Origin of the sequence: Microbacterium sp. 22195 (assembly GCF_052056515.1) — a bacterium.
Taxonomy (GTDB): domain Bacteria; phylum Actinomycetota; class Actinomycetes; order Actinomycetales; family Microbacteriaceae; genus Microbacterium.
The window spans coordinates 335,297-353,275 of record NZ_JBQEPE010000002.1; the positions used below are offsets into that span (position 1 = coordinate 335,297).

General features: G+C 71.4%; 12 protein-coding genes. 8 read left to right on the forward strand and 4 right to left on the reverse strand.

The window, feature by feature from the left end; translation table 11 throughout:
- Positions 1-21: 21 nt before the first annotated feature.
- A complete protein-coding gene (locus ACTJJ4_RS09690; RefSeq protein ID WP_440943111.1) occupies positions 22-1,530 on the reverse strand; it encodes a PucR family transcriptional regulator in 1,509 nt (502 codons plus the stop codon).
- A 93-nt stretch (positions 1,531-1,623) separates the two neighbouring features.
- Between ACTJJ4_RS09690 and gabT the strand changes: the two genes are divergently transcribed.
- The 6 genes from gabT to ACTJJ4_RS09720 all read left to right on the forward strand — a co-directional run bounded on the left by gabT (position 1,624) and on the right by ACTJJ4_RS09720 (position 9,850).
- Complete coding sequence (gene gabT / locus ACTJJ4_RS09695) at positions 1,624-2,991, forward strand: 4-aminobutyrate--2-oxoglutarate transaminase (protein WP_440943112.1); 1,368 nt, start codon at positions 1,624-1,626, stop codon at positions 2,989-2,991.
- An 89-nt stretch (positions 2,992-3,080) separates the two neighbouring features.
- Positions 3,081-4,481, forward strand: a complete 1,401-nt coding sequence (locus ACTJJ4_RS09700; RefSeq protein WP_440943113.1) for a flavin monoamine oxidase family protein — start codon at positions 3,081-3,083, stop codon at positions 4,479-4,481.
- Positions 4,478-5,356 (forward strand): universal stress protein, encoded by an 879-nt coding sequence (locus tag ACTJJ4_RS09705; protein ID WP_440943114.1) that lies wholly within the window; start codon positions 4,478-4,480, stop codon positions 5,354-5,356. The genes ACTJJ4_RS09700 and ACTJJ4_RS09705 overlap by 4 nt, the downstream gene beginning before the upstream one ends.
- 2 nt (positions 5,357-5,358) lie before the next feature.
- Entirely contained in the window at positions 5,359-6,969 is a 1,611-nt protein-coding gene (locus ACTJJ4_RS09710; RefSeq protein WP_440943115.1) for an APC family permease, read from the forward strand.
- A gap of 24 nt (positions 6,970-6,993) precedes the next feature.
- Positions 6,994-8,469 (forward strand): NAD-dependent succinate-semialdehyde dehydrogenase, encoded by a 1,476-nt coding sequence (locus ACTJJ4_RS09715; protein ID WP_285636908.1) that lies wholly within the window; start codon positions 6,994-6,996, stop codon positions 8,467-8,469.
- A gap of 19 nt (positions 8,470-8,488) precedes the next feature.
- Positions 8,489-9,850 (forward strand): NAD-dependent succinate-semialdehyde dehydrogenase, encoded by a 1,362-nt coding sequence (locus ACTJJ4_RS09720; protein WP_440943116.1) that lies wholly within the window; start codon positions 8,489-8,491, stop codon positions 9,848-9,850.
- A gap of 138 nt (positions 9,851-9,988) precedes the next feature.
- Here ACTJJ4_RS09720 and ACTJJ4_RS09725 read toward each other — a convergent pair whose 3' ends face one another.
- Entirely contained in the window at positions 9,989-10,579 is a 591-nt protein-coding gene (locus tag ACTJJ4_RS09725; RefSeq protein ID WP_440943117.1) for a TetR/AcrR family transcriptional regulator, read from the reverse strand.
- A gap of 48 nt (positions 10,580-10,627) precedes the next feature.
- Here ACTJJ4_RS09725 and ACTJJ4_RS09730 point away from each other — a divergent pair, with 48 nt between their 5' ends.
- Entirely contained in the window at positions 10,628-11,251 is a 624-nt protein-coding gene (locus tag ACTJJ4_RS09730; RefSeq protein WP_440943118.1) for an NAD(P)-dependent oxidoreductase, read from the forward strand.
- Between the two features lie 64 nt (positions 11,252-11,315).
- Complete coding sequence (poxB, locus tag ACTJJ4_RS09735) at positions 11,316-13,040, forward strand: ubiquinone-dependent pyruvate dehydrogenase (protein ID WP_440943119.1); 1,725 nt, start codon at positions 11,316-11,318, stop codon at positions 13,038-13,040.
- Between the two features lie 125 nt (positions 13,041-13,165).
- Here poxB and ACTJJ4_RS09740 read toward each other — a convergent pair whose 3' ends face one another.
- Positions 13,166-15,961, reverse strand: a complete 2,796-nt coding sequence (locus ACTJJ4_RS09740) for a hypothetical protein (protein ID WP_440943120.1) — start codon at positions 15,959-15,961, stop codon at positions 13,166-13,168.
- A 20-nt stretch (positions 15,962-15,981) separates the two neighbouring features.
- Positions 15,982-17,796, reverse strand: a complete 1,815-nt coding sequence (locus ACTJJ4_RS09745; RefSeq protein ID WP_440943121.1) for an HSP90 family protein — start codon at positions 17,794-17,796, stop codon at positions 15,982-15,984.
- Between the last annotated feature and the right edge of the window lie 183 nt (positions 17,797-17,979).

The window sequence follows — 17,979 nt, forward strand, 5'->3', positions numbered from 1 at the left end:
CACGGCTGACCCGCCGTGTGCTCAGCGGTGCCCCGCCGCCCGCAGCACGGCCCACAGCTCGGCCCGCGCGGGGAACGACGACAGGTCGGAGCCCAGCAGGCCGGCGGCCTGCGCGATGCGCGTGCGCAGAGTATGACGGTGGATGCCGAGGGCCGCCGCGGTGCGCTCGCTGTGGGCGTCGTGCTCCAGCCACACGCGCAGAGTGAGCTCCAGCTCGCCGCCGGTCTCCTGGTCGTGGCGGCGGAGCGGGGCCAGACGGGTGCGGGCGAGCAGCCGCGTCTCCTCGCCGCCCAGCGCATCGAGCACGCCGCCCGAGGTCGCATCCGCGTACCGGGTGACCCCGCTCCGCCCGCGGCGCAGCGCCGTGAGGGCCTGTGCGTGCGCCTGCGAGAACGCGCTGTACTCCCCGGCGCCGGAGAGTCCGATCCGGATGCCGAGCCTGCCGGCGACCTCGTCGAACTCGGCGGCGTCCGCGGCGGACACGCAGATCGTCACGCCATCCGGTCCCTCGGCCAGGAACGAGGCGACACCGGCATCCGTCCGCCGCCTCTCCCACCAGTCGATCAGGGCGCCGGCGCGTGGCGTCTCGGCGACGGCCAGCACGACAGGAGCGGCCGGAAGTGAACCGAGCACGCGTCGCGCCAGCGTCGGGTCGTCGTCCTGCAGCGATGCCAGCAGCTGGGTGTGCATGCGGCGGCGAGCCCTGGACATCTGCTCGTTCTGCTCCAGCGCGAGTCCCGCCATCGCGATCACGGAGGTGATGACCGCACGGGTCTCGGCGTCCAGCGCCGCCGCCTCGATCGCGATCGCGCCGCGCAGCTGGCCGGTGCGCCCCAGGGTGAACAGCGTGAAGGCGCCGTCGGGATCCTCGATCGTCCGGCTGGCCGCACCGCCGCGGGCCAGCAGCTCGGCGACGCCGGCGGCGACGGCATCCGCTCCCGATCCGAGCGCCGTCGGATGCTCGTGACTCAGCGCGCCCGTCGCGTCGTACATCCCCACCCAGCAGCCGAGCCGGCGCGACAGCTCGGACAGCGTCGACTCCAGCCCGTGCGGGCGGAGCGCCGCGATCGCGAGCGCGCGCTGCGCCTCGAGCGCCCAGGTGCGCCGCGCGTACGCGGCGGCCGCGATGGCCTCGGCGTGCGCGCGGGCGATCGCGAGGAACGGGATGTCGTAGGGGACCTCGAACAGTGCGAGCCCGGCGTGCGCGCACGCGGCGATGAGCTCGTCGGGCACGCCGACGCGGTGCACGCCGGAGCCGAAGCCCAGAGCCAGCACGCCGCGGTGGACCAGGCGCGCGACGTACGCGGCGGCGCCCTCGGCGTCCTCCTCGGCGAGCTGCATGCCGGTGGTCAGCAGCACCAGGTCCTCGGCGAGGAACGGTGTGGGGTCCACCAGGTCGGAGTTGTGCACCCAGCGCACGGGCTGCTCCAGGGCTCCGTCGACCAGCTCCGACTCGTCGGACACCAGGCGCAGCCCGAGATCGCGCCGGCCGAGCAGGGTGCGCAGCGACGGTGCGGCGGCGGGTTCCATGGCGTCTCCAGAATGTACGAAGCGGCGAATCGTGCAGTTCCATTGTACGGACGGGTGAATGCATCCGTCCGGCGCCGGACGTAGCCTCGCCTCATGACACTCATCGACGAGACCTCCACGATCCCCGCCGGCGGACCCACCCTCGAGCAGGTCCGTCGCGTCGTCACCGAACTCCCCGGGCCCCGCTCGGCCGCGATCCTCGCCCGCAAGGCGGACGCCGTCGCCGGCGGCGTCTCCACGTCCATGCCGGTCGCCGTCGTGGCCGCGGGCGGCGGGGTGGTCCTCGACGCGGACGGCAACTCGCTCATCGACCTCGGCTCCGGCATCGCCGTGACCAGCGTCGGCAACGCGCACCCCAAGGTCGCCGCAGCAGTCGCAGCCCAGGCCGCGCAGTTCACCCACACCTGCTTCATGATCTCGCCCTACGAGTCCTACATCGAGGTGGCCGAGGCGCTGAACCGCCTCACCCCGGGCGACTTCGCCAAGAAGACCGCGCTGTTCAACTCCGGCGCCGAGGCCGTCGAGAACGCGATCAAGATCGCACGCAAGCACACCGGCCGCCAGGCCGTCGTGGCCTTCGACCACGGCTACCACGGCCGCACCAACCTCACGATGGCGCTGACCGCGAAGTCGATGCCGTACAAGTCCGGCTTCGGACCGTTCGCCCCTGAGGTCTACCGCGTGCCCGCTTCGTACCCCTACCGCGACGGCCTGTCCGGCGCCGAGGCCGCCAAGCGCGCCATCACGCTCATCGAGAAGCAGGTCGGCGCCGACAACCTGGCCGCCGTCATCATCGAGCCCATCCAGGGCGAGGGCGGCTTCATCGTCCCCGCCGACGGCTTCCTCGACGCCATCGTCGAGTGGAGCCGCGCCAACGGCGTCGTCTTCATCGCCGACGAGGTGCAGACGGGCTTCGCCCGCACCGGCGCCATGTTCGCCAGCGAGATCTTCGGCATCGAGCCCGATCTCATCACCACGGCCAAGGGCATCGCCGCCGGTCTGCCGCTCGCCGGCGTCACCGGCCGCGCCGAGATCATGGACGCCGCGCACGCCGGTGGCCTGGGCGGCACCTACGGCGGCAACCCCGTCGCCTGCGCCGCCGCGCTGGCCGCGATCGACGCCTTCGAGAACGAGGGCCTCGTCGAGCGCGCGCAGCAGATCGGCAGCATCCTGCGCGACCGCCTCGAGGCCATCAAGGCGACCGACCCCCGCATCGGCGACGTCCGCGGTCACGGCGCGATGATGGCCGCCGAGTTCGTGAACCCCGAGACGGGGGAGCCGGATGCCGCCCTCACCGGCGCCGTCGCCAAGGCCTGCATCGCCGAGGGCGTCATCGTCCTGACCTGCGGCACGTTCGGCAACGTCATCCGCTTCCTGCCGCCGCTGTCGATCGGCGACGAGCTGCTGAACGACGGCCTGGACGTCGTGGCGGCCGCGCTCGCGAACGCCCAGGGCAACTGAGACCGCCGGCCGCGATCCTGGTCGGGGGATCAGGGATCGCGGCCGGCAGCACCTTCACACCTCAACCTCTGCATCAAAGGAGATCGCTCATGAGCGAGCACGAGATCAGCCGCGACGTCGTCATCATCGGAGCCGGCGCCGCCGGCCTCACCGCAGCCAACGAGCTGCGCAGGGCGGGCCTCTCCGTCGCCGTGCTGGAGGCGCGCGACCGCGTCGGCGGCCGGCTGTGGACCGATGTCATCGACGGCGCCATGCTCGAGCTCGGCGGCCAGTGGATCTCGCCGGATCAGGACGCCCTGAAGCAGACGGTCGAGGAGCTCGGCCTGGAGACCTTCAGCCGCTACCGCGAGGGCGACAGCGTGTACGTCGGCCCCGACGGCGTCGTGCACCGCTTCACCGGCGAGATGTTCCCGGTGTCGCCCGCGACCGAGAAGGTCATCGCCGAGGTCACCGAGCGTCTGGACGCGATGGTCGCCGAGATCGACCCCGACCGACCCTGGGAGCACCCGAACGCGGCGGAGTGGGACAGCATCACCTGGGACGCCTGGCTGCGCACGCAGACCGACGACGACGAGGCGATCCGCAACCTCGCGTTCGCCACCGGCTCCGCCATGCTCACCAAGCCGACGCACGCGTTCTCGCTGCTGCAGTCGCTGCTGATGGCGGCATCCGCGGGCTCCTACTCGAACCTCGTCGACGCCGACTTCATCCTCGACAAGCGCGTCGTCGGCGGCCTGCAGCAGGTTCCGCTGTTGCTCGCCGAGCGCCTCGGCGACGACGTGCTGCTGGGTCAGCCCGTCCGCAGCCTGGAGTGGTCCGACGCCTCGACGGGCTCGGGGACCGGCGGCGTCGTCGCCGTCACCGAGAAGACCACCGTGCGCGCGCGCTTCGCGATCCTCGCGCACGCCCCGGTGCTCTACAACCGGATCTCGTTCGTCCCGCCGCTGCCGCGTCGCCAGCACCAGCTGCACCAGCACCTGTCGATGGGCTTCGTCATCAAGGTGCACGCGGTGTACGACCGTCCGTTCTGGCGCGAGCAGGGCCTCAGCGGCACCGCCTTCAGCCCGTACGAGCTCTCGCACGAGGCCTACGACAACACCAACCACGGCGATGAGCGCGGCACGCTGGTCGGCTTCGTCAGCGACCGCAACGCCGACGACCTGTTCGCGCTGAGCGCCGAGGAGCGCAAGGAGCGCATCCTCGAGTCGCTTTCGCACTACTACGGCCCCGAGGCGAAGAACCCGGTCGTCTACTACGAGAGCGACTGGGGCACCGAGGAGTGGACCCGCGGCGCCTACGCCGCCAGCTTCGACATGGGCGGGCTGCACCGCTACGGCGCCGACCTGCGCTCGGCCGTCGGACCGATCCACTTCGCCTGCAGCGACATGGCCGGCGCTGGTTACCAGCACGTCGACGGCGCGATCCGGATGGGCCGCCTGGCGGCATCCCAGATCGTCGAGAAGGCGCGCGCCGCCGGCGGCGACGCGTGACCGGCTCGATCGTCGTCGGCTACACGGCGACGGATGCGGGCGCTGACGCGCTCGCCCTCGGCACGCGCCTCGCGCGCGCCACGGGTGCCGCACTGCGGGTCGTGATCGTGCTGCCCTCCGAGGGGACCATGAGCAAGGCCGTCGCCCCCGAGCGCGCGTACGAGGAGCTTCTCCGCGAGCAGGCGCGCACCTGGCTGGCGGATGCCGCGAAGACCATCCCCGCGGGGATCGTGCACAGCGCCCACGTGCGCTTCGCCGAGTCGTTCGGTGAGGGTCTGCAGGCCGCCGCAGACGAGTTCGGCGCCACGCTGCTCGTCCTCGGCGCCGCGAACGGCGGCGCCCTGCGCCGCCACCGGCTCGGCTCGGTGGCATCCGAGCTGCTGCACGCCTCGACCGTGCCCGTGGCGCTCGCGCCGGCAGGACTCTCGCGCGAGCCGGATGCCGGGCTGCCGCGCATCACGGTCGCCACCGGCACCCGTCCGGGTGCCGAGCTGCTGCTGGAGAGCGCCGTGCGCCTCGCCTCGGCGTCCGGTGCCGCCGTGCGGCTGGTCTCGCTGATGCCCCTCGACGTTCCCGCAGGGCTCAACACCGGCGCGATCACGCTGCTGAAGGACGCCCACGTCGACGAGGTGCTCGCCTCGGCCAGGGACCGGCTCTCCGGCGAGACCGACGTGGAGGTGCTGCAGGCCGGCGGGGACAGCATCGAGGACGCCGTCGCGCAGCTGGACTGGCTGCCAGGCGAGATCGTGCTGGTCGGCTCCAGCCGGCTCGCCCAGCCGCGCCGGCTGTTCCTGGGCTCGACCGCGGCGAAGATGCTCCGCGAGCTGCCCGTACCCATGATCGTGGTGCCCCGCACCCGCGCCGAAGGAGCGTGAACATGAGCGAGTCGACGAAGTCTCCGCTCTCCACGGCGGCACACGCCGCTGCACCGGGCGACGCCGTGCCCGGCACCGCGGACCCGGTGACCGGAGGCATCTCCCGCAAGGGACTCAGCGTCGGAACGGTGGGCGTCCTGGGCGCCCTGGTGATGGGCATTTCGTGCATCGCCCCGGCGTACACCTACACCGCCGGCATCGGCGGCGCGGTCGGCGCAGTCGGATTCCAGGTGCCCGCGATCCTGCTGCTCGGGTTCATCCCGATGCTTCTCGTCGCCTTCGGCTATCGCGAGCTCAACAAGGCCATGCCCGACTCCGGCACCTCCTTCACCTGGGCCACGCGGGCGTTCGGCCCGTACGTCGGCTGGATGGCGGGATGGGGCCTGATCGTCGCGACGATCCTGGTGCTCTCCAACCTCGCCGGCATCGCCGTCGACTTCCTCTTCCTGCTGATCTCGCAGATCTCCGGCAACGAAGCCATCGCCGAGATCACCCGCAACCCGTTCGTGAACGTCGCCGTGTGCCTGATCTTCGTCGCGCTCGCCACCTGGGTCTCCTACCGCGACGTGTCCACCTCGCAGAAGCTGCAGTACGGCCTGGTGGCCTTCCAGATCGCGATCCTCGTGCTGTTCGCCGTGATGGCGATCGTCGAGACCGTGCAGGGCGGCGCCTTCGAGGCGCACATGCCCGAGTTCGCATGGTTCAACCCGTTCGAGATCAAGGGCGGCCTGTCCATGATCGTGATGGGCCTGTCCGCCTCGGTCTTCATGTTCTGGGGGTGGGACGTCACCCTCACCATGAACGAGGAGGCGAAGGACCCCGAGCGCACGCCAGGGCGCGCGGCCATGCTCACGGTGATCTCGATCATCGCGATCTACCTCCTGCTCACGGTCAGCAGCCTGATGTACTCCGGGATCGGCGACAAGGGCCTCGGCCTGACGAACGAGGAGATCGGCGGCAACGTGTTCTTCGCGCTGTCGGGTCCGGTCATGGGCGGCCTGGCCTTCCTGCTCTCGCTCGCGGTGCTCACCTCGTCGGCGTCCTCGCTGCAGTCGACGTTCATCTCGCCGGCTCGCACCCTGCTGGCGATGGGCCACTACGGCGCCGTGCCCAAGAGGTTCGCCGGCGTCAGCCCGCGGTTCTTCACCCCCGGGTTCGCGACGATCGCGTCGGCCGTCGTCGCGGGCGGCTTCTACGCCGTGATGCGCTTCCTCAGCGAGGACGCGCTGTGGGACACGATCCTGGCGCTGGGCATGATGATCTGCTTCTACTACGGCATCACCGCGCTGTCCTGCGTGTGGTACTTCCGTCACCAGTGGTTCGACTCGGGCAAGGACTTCTTCTTCAAGTTCGCCAGCCCTCTGGTCGGCGGCATCATCCTGCTGGTGCTGTTCGTGATCACGGCGATCGACAGCCTCGCCCCCGACTACGGGTCGATCGCGATCGGCGCCGACGAGAACGGCGAGGGCGGCATCGGCATCGTGTTCTTCATCGGCGTCGGCCTGCTCGTCTTCGGCGGTGTGCTGATGCTCGTGCAGAGATTCGTCTCCCCCGACTTCTTCCGCGGCAAGACGCTTAGCATGGACGCGCCGCCCAGCCTCCGCCAGCACTGATCCTCCTCGAGAGAAAGAGAAACCATGAGCACTGCACTCGCACCGAACGAGCAGGAACTCCTCGCCCGCGTCCCCGGCGGCCTCTTCATCGGCGGCCAGTGGACGGATGCCGAGGAGGGGCGCACCTTCGACGTGCGCGACCCCTCCACCAACCAGGTGATCGCCTCGATCGCCGATGCGACGCCCGCCGACGGCATCCGCGCTCTGGACGCCGCCGTCGCCGCCCAGGACGCCTGGGCCGCCACCGCCCCGCGCACCCGCAGCGACATCCTGCGCCGCGCCTGGGAGCTGGTGCAGGAGCACAAGGAGGATCTCGCGCTGCTGATGACCCTCGAGATGGGCAAGCCGCTGGCCGAGTCCCGCGGCGAGGTCGCCTACGGCGGCGAGTTCCTGCGCTGGTTCAGCGAGGAGGCCGTGCGTATCAGCGGTCGCTACGGCAGCAACCCCGAGGGCACCGGTCGCATGATCGTCTCGCAGCGCCCGGTCGGTCCGTCGTTCTTCATCACCCCGTGGAACTTCCCGTTCGCGATGGCCACGCGCAAGATCGCCCCGGCGCTCGCCGCCGGCTGCACCGTGGTCGTCAAGCCCGCGGCGCTCACGCCGCTGACCACGATCTTCTTCACGAAGCTGCTGGAGGAGGCGGGGCTCCCCGCCGGCGTCGTCAACATCGTGCAGACCTCGCGCTCGAGCGCGCTGTCGGCCCCGATCATCGCCGACCCGCGCCTGCGCAAGCTGTCGTTCACCGGGTCGACCCCGGTGGGGCAGAAGCTCATCGCGCAGGCCGCGCAGGGCGTGCTGCGGGTGTCGATGGAGCTCGGCGGCAACGCGCCGTTCGTCGTGTTCGAGGACGCCGACCTGGACAAGGCCGTGGACGGCGCGATCGCGGCGAAGTTCCGCAACATCGGGCAGGCCTGCACGGCCGCGAACCGCTTCATCGTGCACGAGGACGTCGCCGACGAGTTCGCGCGTCGCGTCGCCGAGCGCGTGAACGCCATGAAGATCGGCCGCGGCACCGAGGACGACGTCGTGATCGGCCCGCTGATCGATGCGGATGCCGTCGCCAAGGCGCAGGAGCTGGTCGGCGACGCCGTGCAGCGCGGCGCCCGCCTGCTGGCCGGCGGCAACGCGATCGAGGGCGACGGCACGTTCTACGAGCCGACCGTCCTCGCCGACGTGGTCGCGGGCAGCGACATCCTCCGCGAGGAGATCTTCGGACCGGTGCTCGCGATCGCCCGCTTCTCGGACGAGGCCGAGGCCGTGCGCCTGGCCAACGACACCGAGTACGGGCTGGTCGGCTACGTCTTCACCGAGGACCTCGCCCGCGGGCACCGCATGATCGATGCGCTCGAGACCGGCATGATGGGCCTGAACGTGGGAGTGATCTCCAACGCCGCGGCTCCGTTCGGCGGTGTCAAGCAGTCCGGCATCGGCCGCGAGGGCGGTGCCGAGGGCATCCACGAGTACCTGTCCACCAAGTACACGATGCTTCCCTACAGCTGATCCGACGAGAGGAACCGACATGATCGACTACGCCGTCATCAACCCGGCCACCGGCGAGACCCTCGCCACCTACGACACCTTCACCGACGCGCAGGTCGAGGACGCGATCGCCCGTGCGGCATCCGCGGCCACGACCTGGGCGGCCACCTCGCCCGCCGAGCGCGCGAACGTCATCCGGCGCATCGCCGAGCTGCACCGCGAGCGCAAGGACGAGCTCGGCGCGATCATCGTGCGCGAGATGGGCAAGCCGATCGCCGCCGCCGTCGGCGAGGTGGAGTTCGCTGCCGACATCATCGAGTTCTACGCCGACAACATCGAGAAGATCACGGCCGACCAGCCGCTGGACATCGTGGGCGACGGCACCGCCGTGGTGCGCCGCGCACCCCTGGGCGCGCTGCTGGGCATCATGCCGTGGAACTTCCCGGCGTATCAGGTGGCCCGCTTCGCGGCCCCCAACCTCGCCATCGGCAACACGATCATCCTCAAGCACGCTCCGCAGTGCCCGGAGTCGGCGGCCGCGATCGAGGCGATCTACCGTGACGCGGGCCTGCCGGACGGCGGGTACGTCAACGTGTACGCCACGAACGAGCAGGCGGCGACGATCATCGCCGACCCGCGCGTGCACGGCGTCTCGGTGACCGGCTCCGAGCGCGCCGGCGCCGCCGTGGCCGAGGTGGCAGGGCGCAACCTGAAGAAGGTCGCGCTGGAGCTCGGCGGTTCCGACCCGTTCATCGTGCTCTCCACCGATGACCTCGACGCCGTGGTGCAGAACGCCGTGGATGCACGACTGGACAACAACGGCCAGTCCTGCAACGGCGCCAAGCGCTTCATCGTCGTGGACGGCCTGTACGAGGAGTTCACGTCGAAGTTCGTGGCTTCGCTCGCCGCGGTCTCGGCGGAGGACCCCACCCAGGAGGACACCGTGCTCGGGCCGCTGTCGTCGCTGGCCGCGGCCGAGCGCCTGCAGGAGCAGGTCGACACGGCCGTCTCCCAGGGTGCGACGCTGCTGACCGGAGGCACCCGTGAGGGTGCGTTCTTCGCCCCGACCGTGCTGGCCGACGTGACGCCCACGATGGACGTCTACCGCGAGGAGCTCTTCGGCCCGGCCGCGGTCGTGTACCGCGTCGCGGATGAGGATGCGGCCGTGGCGCTCGCGAACGACACCTCGTTCGGCCTCGGCTCGTACGTGTTCACCACGGATGCCGAGCAGGCAGAGCGCGTGGCGAACGGCATCGAGGCCGGCATGGTCTACGTGAACCTCGTCCTCGCCGACAGCCCCGAGCTGCCCTTCGGCGGCGTGAAGCGCAGCGGCACCTCGCGCGAGCTGGGCCTGCTGGCCGCGGACGAGTTCGTGAACAAGAAGCTCATCCGCAAGGGCTGATCGGCTTCCGGGCGGCGGATGGCCGGCATCCGCCGCCGAACCACCAGGCAGACGACGAACCACCACGCAGATCACCGCGATCCGCGTGGTGGTTCGTCGTTTCGGTGGTGGTTCGACGGCGAGCCGATGGTCGTGCCGTCAGTGCGTGAGCGCGGGGAGCACAGCCGCGGCGATGCCCGCGGCCACGGCTCGCGCGTCCGGCACGGCATCCGCGCCGGAGAAGGCGGCGAGGAAGCCCTGATGGAAGGCGGCGCCGACCAGGACGCGCGCGACGGATGCCGTGTCGGCGTCGGCCCGGACCCGCCCGGACTCGCGCTCGGCGTCCAGGTAGGCGATCACGACCGAGACCGGCTCGTGCGGCCCGTGCCCGTGTGCGGCGATGCCCTCGCGGTGCTGGGCGAGCAGCTCGGGGGTGCCGAAGATCGATGCCGAGATCGGGAACGACGCGGTGAAGAACGCCATCAGCTGCTCGACCAGCGCGGTCAGTCCCTCGGCGAGGTCATCGCCCCGCGAGGCGTTCGGGTCGAACCGGGGCCGGGGGAGCCGCTCCTCGAGCACGGCGAGGAACAACTGCTGCTTGTCGGCGAAGTGCTTGTACAGCAGCGCCTCGGACAGGCCGGCCTGCGCGGCGATGAGCTTGGTCGTCGAGGCGGCGATGCCCCGTGTGCTCATCACCACCAGGGCGGCGTCGATGAAGCGCTCACGGGAGGGGGTGACAGGGGCATCCATGTCACCTAGTCTAGTGAGTAAGTGTTCACTCACTCCAGGAGGAAGCGCATGCGCGTCGTCGTCATCGGAGCATCCGGCAGGTCGGGCCGAAGGGCCGTCGCGCACGCGCTCGCCGCGCGTCACGAGGTCGTCTCCGTCGTGCGGACACCCGCATCGGCACCGGAGTCGACGGCCGTGGCGCAGGCGGATGCTCGCGACGTGGACGCGCTCGCCGCGGCGATGGCGGGAGCGGATGCCGTGATCTCGACGCTCGGTCACGTCGCGAAGGATGCTGATCCGACCCTCCTCCGCGACGGCATCACCGCCACGGTGGAGGCGATGCGGCGCACCGGTGTCCGGCGGATCATCGCGATCTCGGCGGGCGCGCCGTACGTCGCCGGGGACGACCCGCTCGCCCGCTTCATCGCCAAGCCGATCCTGCGCCGGGTGCTGCGGGCCAACAACGAGGACACCATGGCCATGGATGCCGTGCTCGCCGCATCCGGACTCGACTGGACCAGCATCCGGCCCGGTCGCCTGATCCCGGGGACGGGCCGGCCGGAGCCCCGCATCCGGATCGATCTCTCGGTGCGATGGCACTACAGCACGACCTTCGACACGGTGGGACGTACTGCGGTCGCCGCCCTTGCTAGGGCCGACTGGGCAGGCCACGCCGTGTACGTCACGGAATAGACGCCGCCGCGCTGAGGTCGGATTCCCGGCCCGGCGCATGCCCTTCCCGGCATAGGCTCGTGTCATGACGACCGTCGCTGAGAACATGGTCCGCACGCTCCGCGCCAACGGCATCGACCGGGTCTACGGCATCCCGGGCGACTCGCTGAACGGGTTCACGGATGCCCTCCGCAAGGACGGCACGATCCGCTGGGTGCATGTCCGTCACGAGGAGTCGGCCGCGTTCGCCGCAGCGGCGGATGCCGCCCTCACCGGCGATCTCGCGGTCGTCGCGGGCTCCTGCGGACCGGGCAACCTGCATCTGATCAACGGCCTCTACGACGCCAACCGCTCCCGCGTGCCGGTGCTCGCGATCGCCGCGCACATCCCCACGGTCGAGATCGGCACGGGCTACTTCCAGGAGACCCACCCGCAGGAACTCTTCCGCGAGTCCAGCGTCTACGCCGAGTACGTGGCCGACCCCTCGCAGATGCCGCGGCTGATGGAGATCGCGATGCGCGCCGCCATCGAGAAGCGCGGTGTCGCGGTGCTCGTCATCCCCGGTGACGTCGCCCTCGCCGAGATCGCCGATGACCGGGCGGTGGTCATCCCGCGCGCGAACCCGGTGGTCACCCCGAGCCCGGCCGAGCTCGAGAAGGCCGCCACGCTGCTGAACGGCTGCAGCCGGGTCACGATCCTCGCCGGCGCCGGCGTCGAGGGCGCCCACGACGAGGTCATCGCCCTCGCGGACGCCCTCGCCGCGCCGATCGTGCACGCCCTGCGCGGCAAGGAGCACATCGAGTACGACAACCCCTTCGACGTCGGCATGACCGGGCTCCTCGGCTTCGCCTCCGGCTTCCGCGCCATGGAGGATGCCGAGGCGCTGCTCATCCTCGGATCCGACTTCCCGTACACGCAGTTCTACCCGGCGGGCGCCACGACCATCCAGGTCGACATCCGCGGCGAGCAGCTCGGCAAGCGGCATCCGCTCGATCTCGGTCTGGTGGGCGATGTGAGGGCGACGGCGGAGGCGCTCTTGCCGCGGCTGAAGCGGAAGAGCGACCGCGCGCATCTGGACGATGCCACGGCCCACTATCGTCGCACCCGCGCGAAGCTCGACGACCTCGCCGTGCCCGCCCGCGGCAAGGCGCCGATCCACCCGCAGTACCTGGCACGGCTGATCGACGAGGCCGCGGCCTCGGATGCCATCCTCACCGCCGATGTGGGCTCGCCCACCGTGTGGGCGGCGCGCTACTTCACCATGACCGAGAAGCGCCGCCTGATCGGATCGTTCAACCACGGCTCGATGGCCAACGCCCTCATGCATGCGATCGGCGCCCAGGTCGCCCGTCCCGACCAGCAGGTGGTGGCACTCGCCGGCGACGGCGGACTCGCGATGATGCTGGGCGAGCTCATCACCATCACCCAGAACAGGCTTCCGGTGAAGACCATCGTGGTCAACAACTCCTCGCTCAACTTCGTCGAGCTGGAGATGAAGGCGGCCGGCTTCGTCACCTACGGCACCGACCTGGAGAACCCCGACTTCGCAGCCGTCGCGCAGGCGCTCGGCATCTTCGCGAGGCGGGTGGAGCGGTCGGAGGACCTGCTGGATGCCGTGGCCGAGGTGCTGGCGCATGACGGGCCCGCGCTGCTCGACGTCGTCACCGAGCGGCAGGAGCTGTCGATGCCGCCGTCGATCAAGGCCGAGCAGGTCAAGGGCTTCGCGCTCTACGCCATCCGCACGGTCATGTCGGGCCGCGGCGACGAGCTGCTCGATCTGGCCAAGGCCAACTGGCGCCAGCTGTTCTGATCCGGATGGGATGCTGAGCCCGCCAGCCACCACGCAGATGTCGAGCCACCAGGCAGATCACGGTGATCTGCGTGGTGGCTCGGCGTTTCGATGGTGGTTCGGCGGCTGCGGGCCGGAACCCGCGGTCAGTCCTCGATGAGCGCCCGCACCTGCGCGGCCTCGCCGGCGCGGCCGAGCTTCTCGAGCACGTCGCCCAGCTCCAGCGCGCCGACCTGGCGCAGCGGCGGGATCTCCGAGGACCGATCAAGCACGCTGCGGTACAGCGGCACCGCGTCGTCCAGACGCTCCGCGTTCACGAGCGTGCGCGCCGCGAACAGCTCGGAGCCGCCGGCGGATCCGGCATCCCCGATCCCGGCGAACCCGTCCGCGGCGGTCAGCAGCGCCGAGATCGCCTCGTCGATGCGCCCGAACTCCACCAGGGCGCGCCCGCGCGAGTCGGTGACATCGGCGAGCAGCCAGGGGGCGTCGTTCTCACGGGCGAGCGTCGCGACCTCGTCGAACAGCCCGAACGCGCGCTCGTCGGCCGTGCCGCCGTACGCCTGACCCAGGTTGTGCAGCACCTCGACGATGGCGCCGGTGGCCTCGGTCGGCCGCACGAGCTCGGCCGCCTGCTCCAGCAGCCCACGGGCGTCGTCGCCCTCGCCGAAACGGGCGAGGATCTTCGCCTGCTCGGTGAGCATCAGCGCCTGGTCGGCGGGCTCCTCCGCCTGCTCGTGCAGGTCGGCCGCGTACCCGAAGGCGCCGACGGCCTGCCCGAACTCCTCGGATGCCGCCAGCGACCGGGCCAGCATCCCGACGGTGACGGCTCTGGACCCCGCCGGCACCTCGGCCTCCTCCTCGGCGCGCAGCACGTCGCCGAGCAGCTCGGCCGCCTCCGCGGCGTAGCCCGCGTGCAGCATGGCGCGGCCGAGGCGGTACCGGGCGCCGGCCACATCGCCGCCCTCCTGCTCGATGAGCCGGACACCCGAGCGGTACCGCAGCACGGCCTGCTCGGCGTCACCGGCGTCCTCCCAGAGCGCGCCCGCGAGCATCTGCGTGCTCGCCAGGGACTGGGAGCCGCCCAGCGAGGCGAGGATCCCGGCGGCCGCGTCGGCGTCCGCCGCACCGTCTGCGAGCTCGCCGGCGCCGCCGCGGATCCGGGCGCGGGTCTCCAGCACCCGGGCGCGCTGCCCCGGGTTCAGGGTCTCGTCGGCGAGCATGCCGTCCACCAGGGCGGAGGCGCGCTCGAGGTCGCCGGACCGCAGCAGCGTCATGATCGCCAGCAGCGTGGTCCCGGCGACCAGGCGGTCGTCACCGGCCTCGCCGAAGGCCCGGGCGGCGTGCTCAGCGAGCTGAAGGGCGCCCTCGGGGTCATCCGCACGCAGGCGCGCGGACGCGAGCGTCAGGGCGAGGTCGCCGCGCGTCCACGCCGGCAGGTCCACGGCATCCGCCCATTCCCGCTCGAGAGCGGCGACGTCGGCCTCGTCGTAGCGCCCGAACAGCGCCAGGCCCAGCCGGCCCTCCACGGCGACCTGCTCGGTGAGTCCTGCCGCGGCCAGCGCGGCCGCACGCTCCGGGAGCAGAGCGGATGCCTCGTCCCAGCGCTCCAGCGACACCAGCGCCCCGATGCGGAGTCCGAGCAGTCGCGCGCGCTTCTCGGCGTCGGCGAGCTCGGTGGCGCGTGCGGCCGCGGCCAGGGCATCCGTCTCGGAGCCGTAGCTGCCCAGCGCCACGGCGCGGTCGTACCAGCCCTCGGCGTCCTGCGGCTCGGGAGCGACGGGAGCGGCAGCGAACGCGTCGGAGCGGATCGGCACGTCCCAGCGCTGCGTGCTCAGCGCGCGCGTCCGCGCCAGGCGGGCGGCGTGCGCGTCGGTGCCGTCGCGCTCGTCGAACGCCGCGCCGATCCGCTCGGCGGCGGCGTTCGCGGCCGCGGCCAGCTCGGATGCCGTCCAGGGGCCCTCGTGCGCGCCGAAGAACGGCGTGAGCGCGGGGGAGTCCGCACCGCGCACGCGGGCGTCGCCGTGCCCGGCCTCGGTCACCCGGTCCAGGGCGAAGCCGATCGCCGAGAGTGCGGTGAAGTGGCCGTCCACATTGAGCTGGTCGTGTGCGAGCCAGGGCAGGTGCCGCTCCACCAGGGCCAGGGCGCGCGCCTCGTTGCCGGTCACCGCGGCGAACACGATGTTGTTCGCGACGATCACCAGGTTGTCGGGGTTGTCCTTCGCGAGCCGGTAGCTGCGCAGGTGAGCGGAGCGCGCCTCCTCGGGGCGGCCTGCGCGCAGGTACGGCAGCAGTACGCGGGAGAGGGCGTGCTCGGGCTCCTCGCCGCAGGAGAATCCGCCTTCGAGCATCTCCTCGACGAGGCGGATCGCCTCGTCGTCGCGGTCGGTCTCCGCGAAGAATCCCGCGAACTGGCTGCGCCCGCAGGCATCGCAGTGGCTGTAGTCGTCGCGCGGGGTGGTCTCCAGCTGCACACGCAGCGCCTCGGCTTCGTCGAAGCGTCCGGAGTCCCAGGCATCCTCGAACCGCGCGGTCAGCACGCCGCTCATGCCCAGGCCCGCCCGCACGTAGTGCGCCTCCATGTCGTCGAGCACCGCGGCGACCTGCTCGGCCGAGAACGCGGGCGACCCGCGCAGCGAGGCCGCCATCCACTTGAACTGCCACATCAGGTCGGCGGCGCCGTTCTCGATGTCCAGCGGGAAGCGCTTCGGGTCGGCGTCGTGATGCGCCAGGCACCAGGCGAACGAGTTCAGCATCACGTCGGTGAGGCCGCCCATGTTCGCCGACGCGGTCTGGCGCATGCGCGCCTGGTACTCCAGCTGCTCGTCGCCGATCTCCTGCGCGAGGGCGACGGCCTCGCCGACGAGCGCCTGCTCGGCCGGCCCCCAGGGGGTGCGGTCGATCTCCTCGAGCAGCTCCTTGAAGCGCTTCTTCGGTCGGGCCATGGGGTCCTCCTGCGGTGGGTTCAGATCTCGAAAGGGAAGTCGTCGTCGCCGATGCCCGCCGAGAGCGAGACCAGGTCGGACAGTGCGGTGGTCATGAGGGTGCGGTCGGCGTCGGACAGCGGATGATGCCCGGCCAGCAGCGCCTGGATGTACAGCAGCTGCACGGTGCGGGCGAACACGGCCTCGTCGGCGACGCCCGCGAGCGTGCGCACGACCCGGTTCGCCCAGTTCAGGCACAGCCGCGCGGACAGGTCGTCGTCGCGGGCGGCGCCCACGGCGTCGTCGATGCGCGAGAGCACGCCGCCCCAGAGCCCGCCGGTGACGCCCTTGGTGCGCCTGCGGTCGATGGCGCGCAGCACGGCGGGGTCGGCGACGTACAGGCCGGTCAGGTCGGCCCGGTCGATCGAGCGCACCACCACCGCGCAGCCGGAAGCCGCGAGCACGGCGCTCGCGCGGTCCTCCAGCGCGATCGCGGCGTCGCGGTCGTCCAGCGGCGGCGGGTCGAGGCGGTCGAGCTCCGCCGACACGTCGATCTGCTCGACGGTCACCTCGGGATGCAGCTCCGGGAGCGCGGCGATCAGATCGGCGTCGTACAGGTATCCGCCGTTGACCAGCACCTCGGATGCGGGGATGATCCCCGCCACCTGACGGAACTCGTCCACGGTGCGCGCGTAGCGCACGTGCGGGTAACGCTCCACGAGGTCGCCGAGGCGGATGGTGCCGTGCGTGGTCTCCACGGTGAGCCAGCGGGTGATGAAGCGCGCCAGCTCCTCGTCGTGACGAACCAGCGACTTCAGGCCCAGCTCGTGCACCGCCACGAACTGGGTGAGCAGGTGCGGTGCGGTCAGCCCCAGCTCCAGCACCCAGCGGCGGATGCCCGCACCGAGCTGCTCGCGCACGTGCTCGAGTGCGGCGTCCTCCACCAGCGACTCCCTGCTGGCGGTGGGCGACAGCGTCTGCGAGTCGACCACGGCGCGCACGAAGAACGCCCAGTCCGGCAGCACGTCGGGGGCGCGCTCGGCGAGCAGCATCCGCCCGAGGTACATCCGGGTCGCCTGCCGCACGTTCGGCGGCGGGGCGAACGGGAGCACGTACGCGACGCCGCGCGTGCCGGTGCCCGGCTCGGAGATCTCGATCACGTCCATCGGCGTCGCGCCGATGAGGTCGCGGCCGTACTCGGCCACGGCTTCCGGTCCGCCTTCGCCGAGGAACGGCGCCGGGCGGGTGATCTCGACGTCGCCGCCCGGCATCTCCACGGTCACCCGCACCGGCAGGAACTCGGCGAAGGTGCGCGCCAGCTCCCGTACGGCGGCGGGGCGCAGCAGATCGGCCTGGTCGAAGCGCGGCGCCAGGTGCACGCTCGTGCCGACCGGCAGCTCCTCGTCCAGCTCGACCACCTGGAAGGTGCCGTCCGAGCTGCCCACCCATTCCACGCTCGCACCGCCGCGGGCGCTGCGGGAGCGGATCACGATGCGGTCCGAGACCATGAAGCAACTGAGCAGGCCGATGCCGAACTGCCCGAGGTAGTCGCTGCGCGGAAGGTCGAAGATGTCGCGCTTGGAGCTGCGGCCGACGGTGGCCAGCAGCTCGGTGACCTCGGATGCGGTCAGGCCGACGCCGTCGTCGCGCAGCACGAACTCACCGGTCTCCTCGCTGAGGGGGGAGATGCGGATGCTGCCGCCTTCGCCGTCGACCTCGGAGCGCGCGGCGATCGCGTCCCTCGCGTTCTGCAGCAGCTCGCGCAGGTACACCCGCGGGCTCGAGTAGATGTGCCTGCTGAGCAGGTCGACGACACCGCGCAGATCGACCTGGAACTGCTGCACGTCCGAACTCACGGGACCCCCTCCGGCCGTGTGGAAATCAGTGCCCTCAAGTCTGCCCGAAGTACGGGCGATGATCCGCATCCGGCGGGCTGCGGAGGTGCGCGACTCACGCGGGATGTCGGCTCGGTTCGGCCCAGCCGATCGGATGCCGTACACTTGAGGGGCAGTTGTCTGCATCCTTCACCGTGCCCTGAT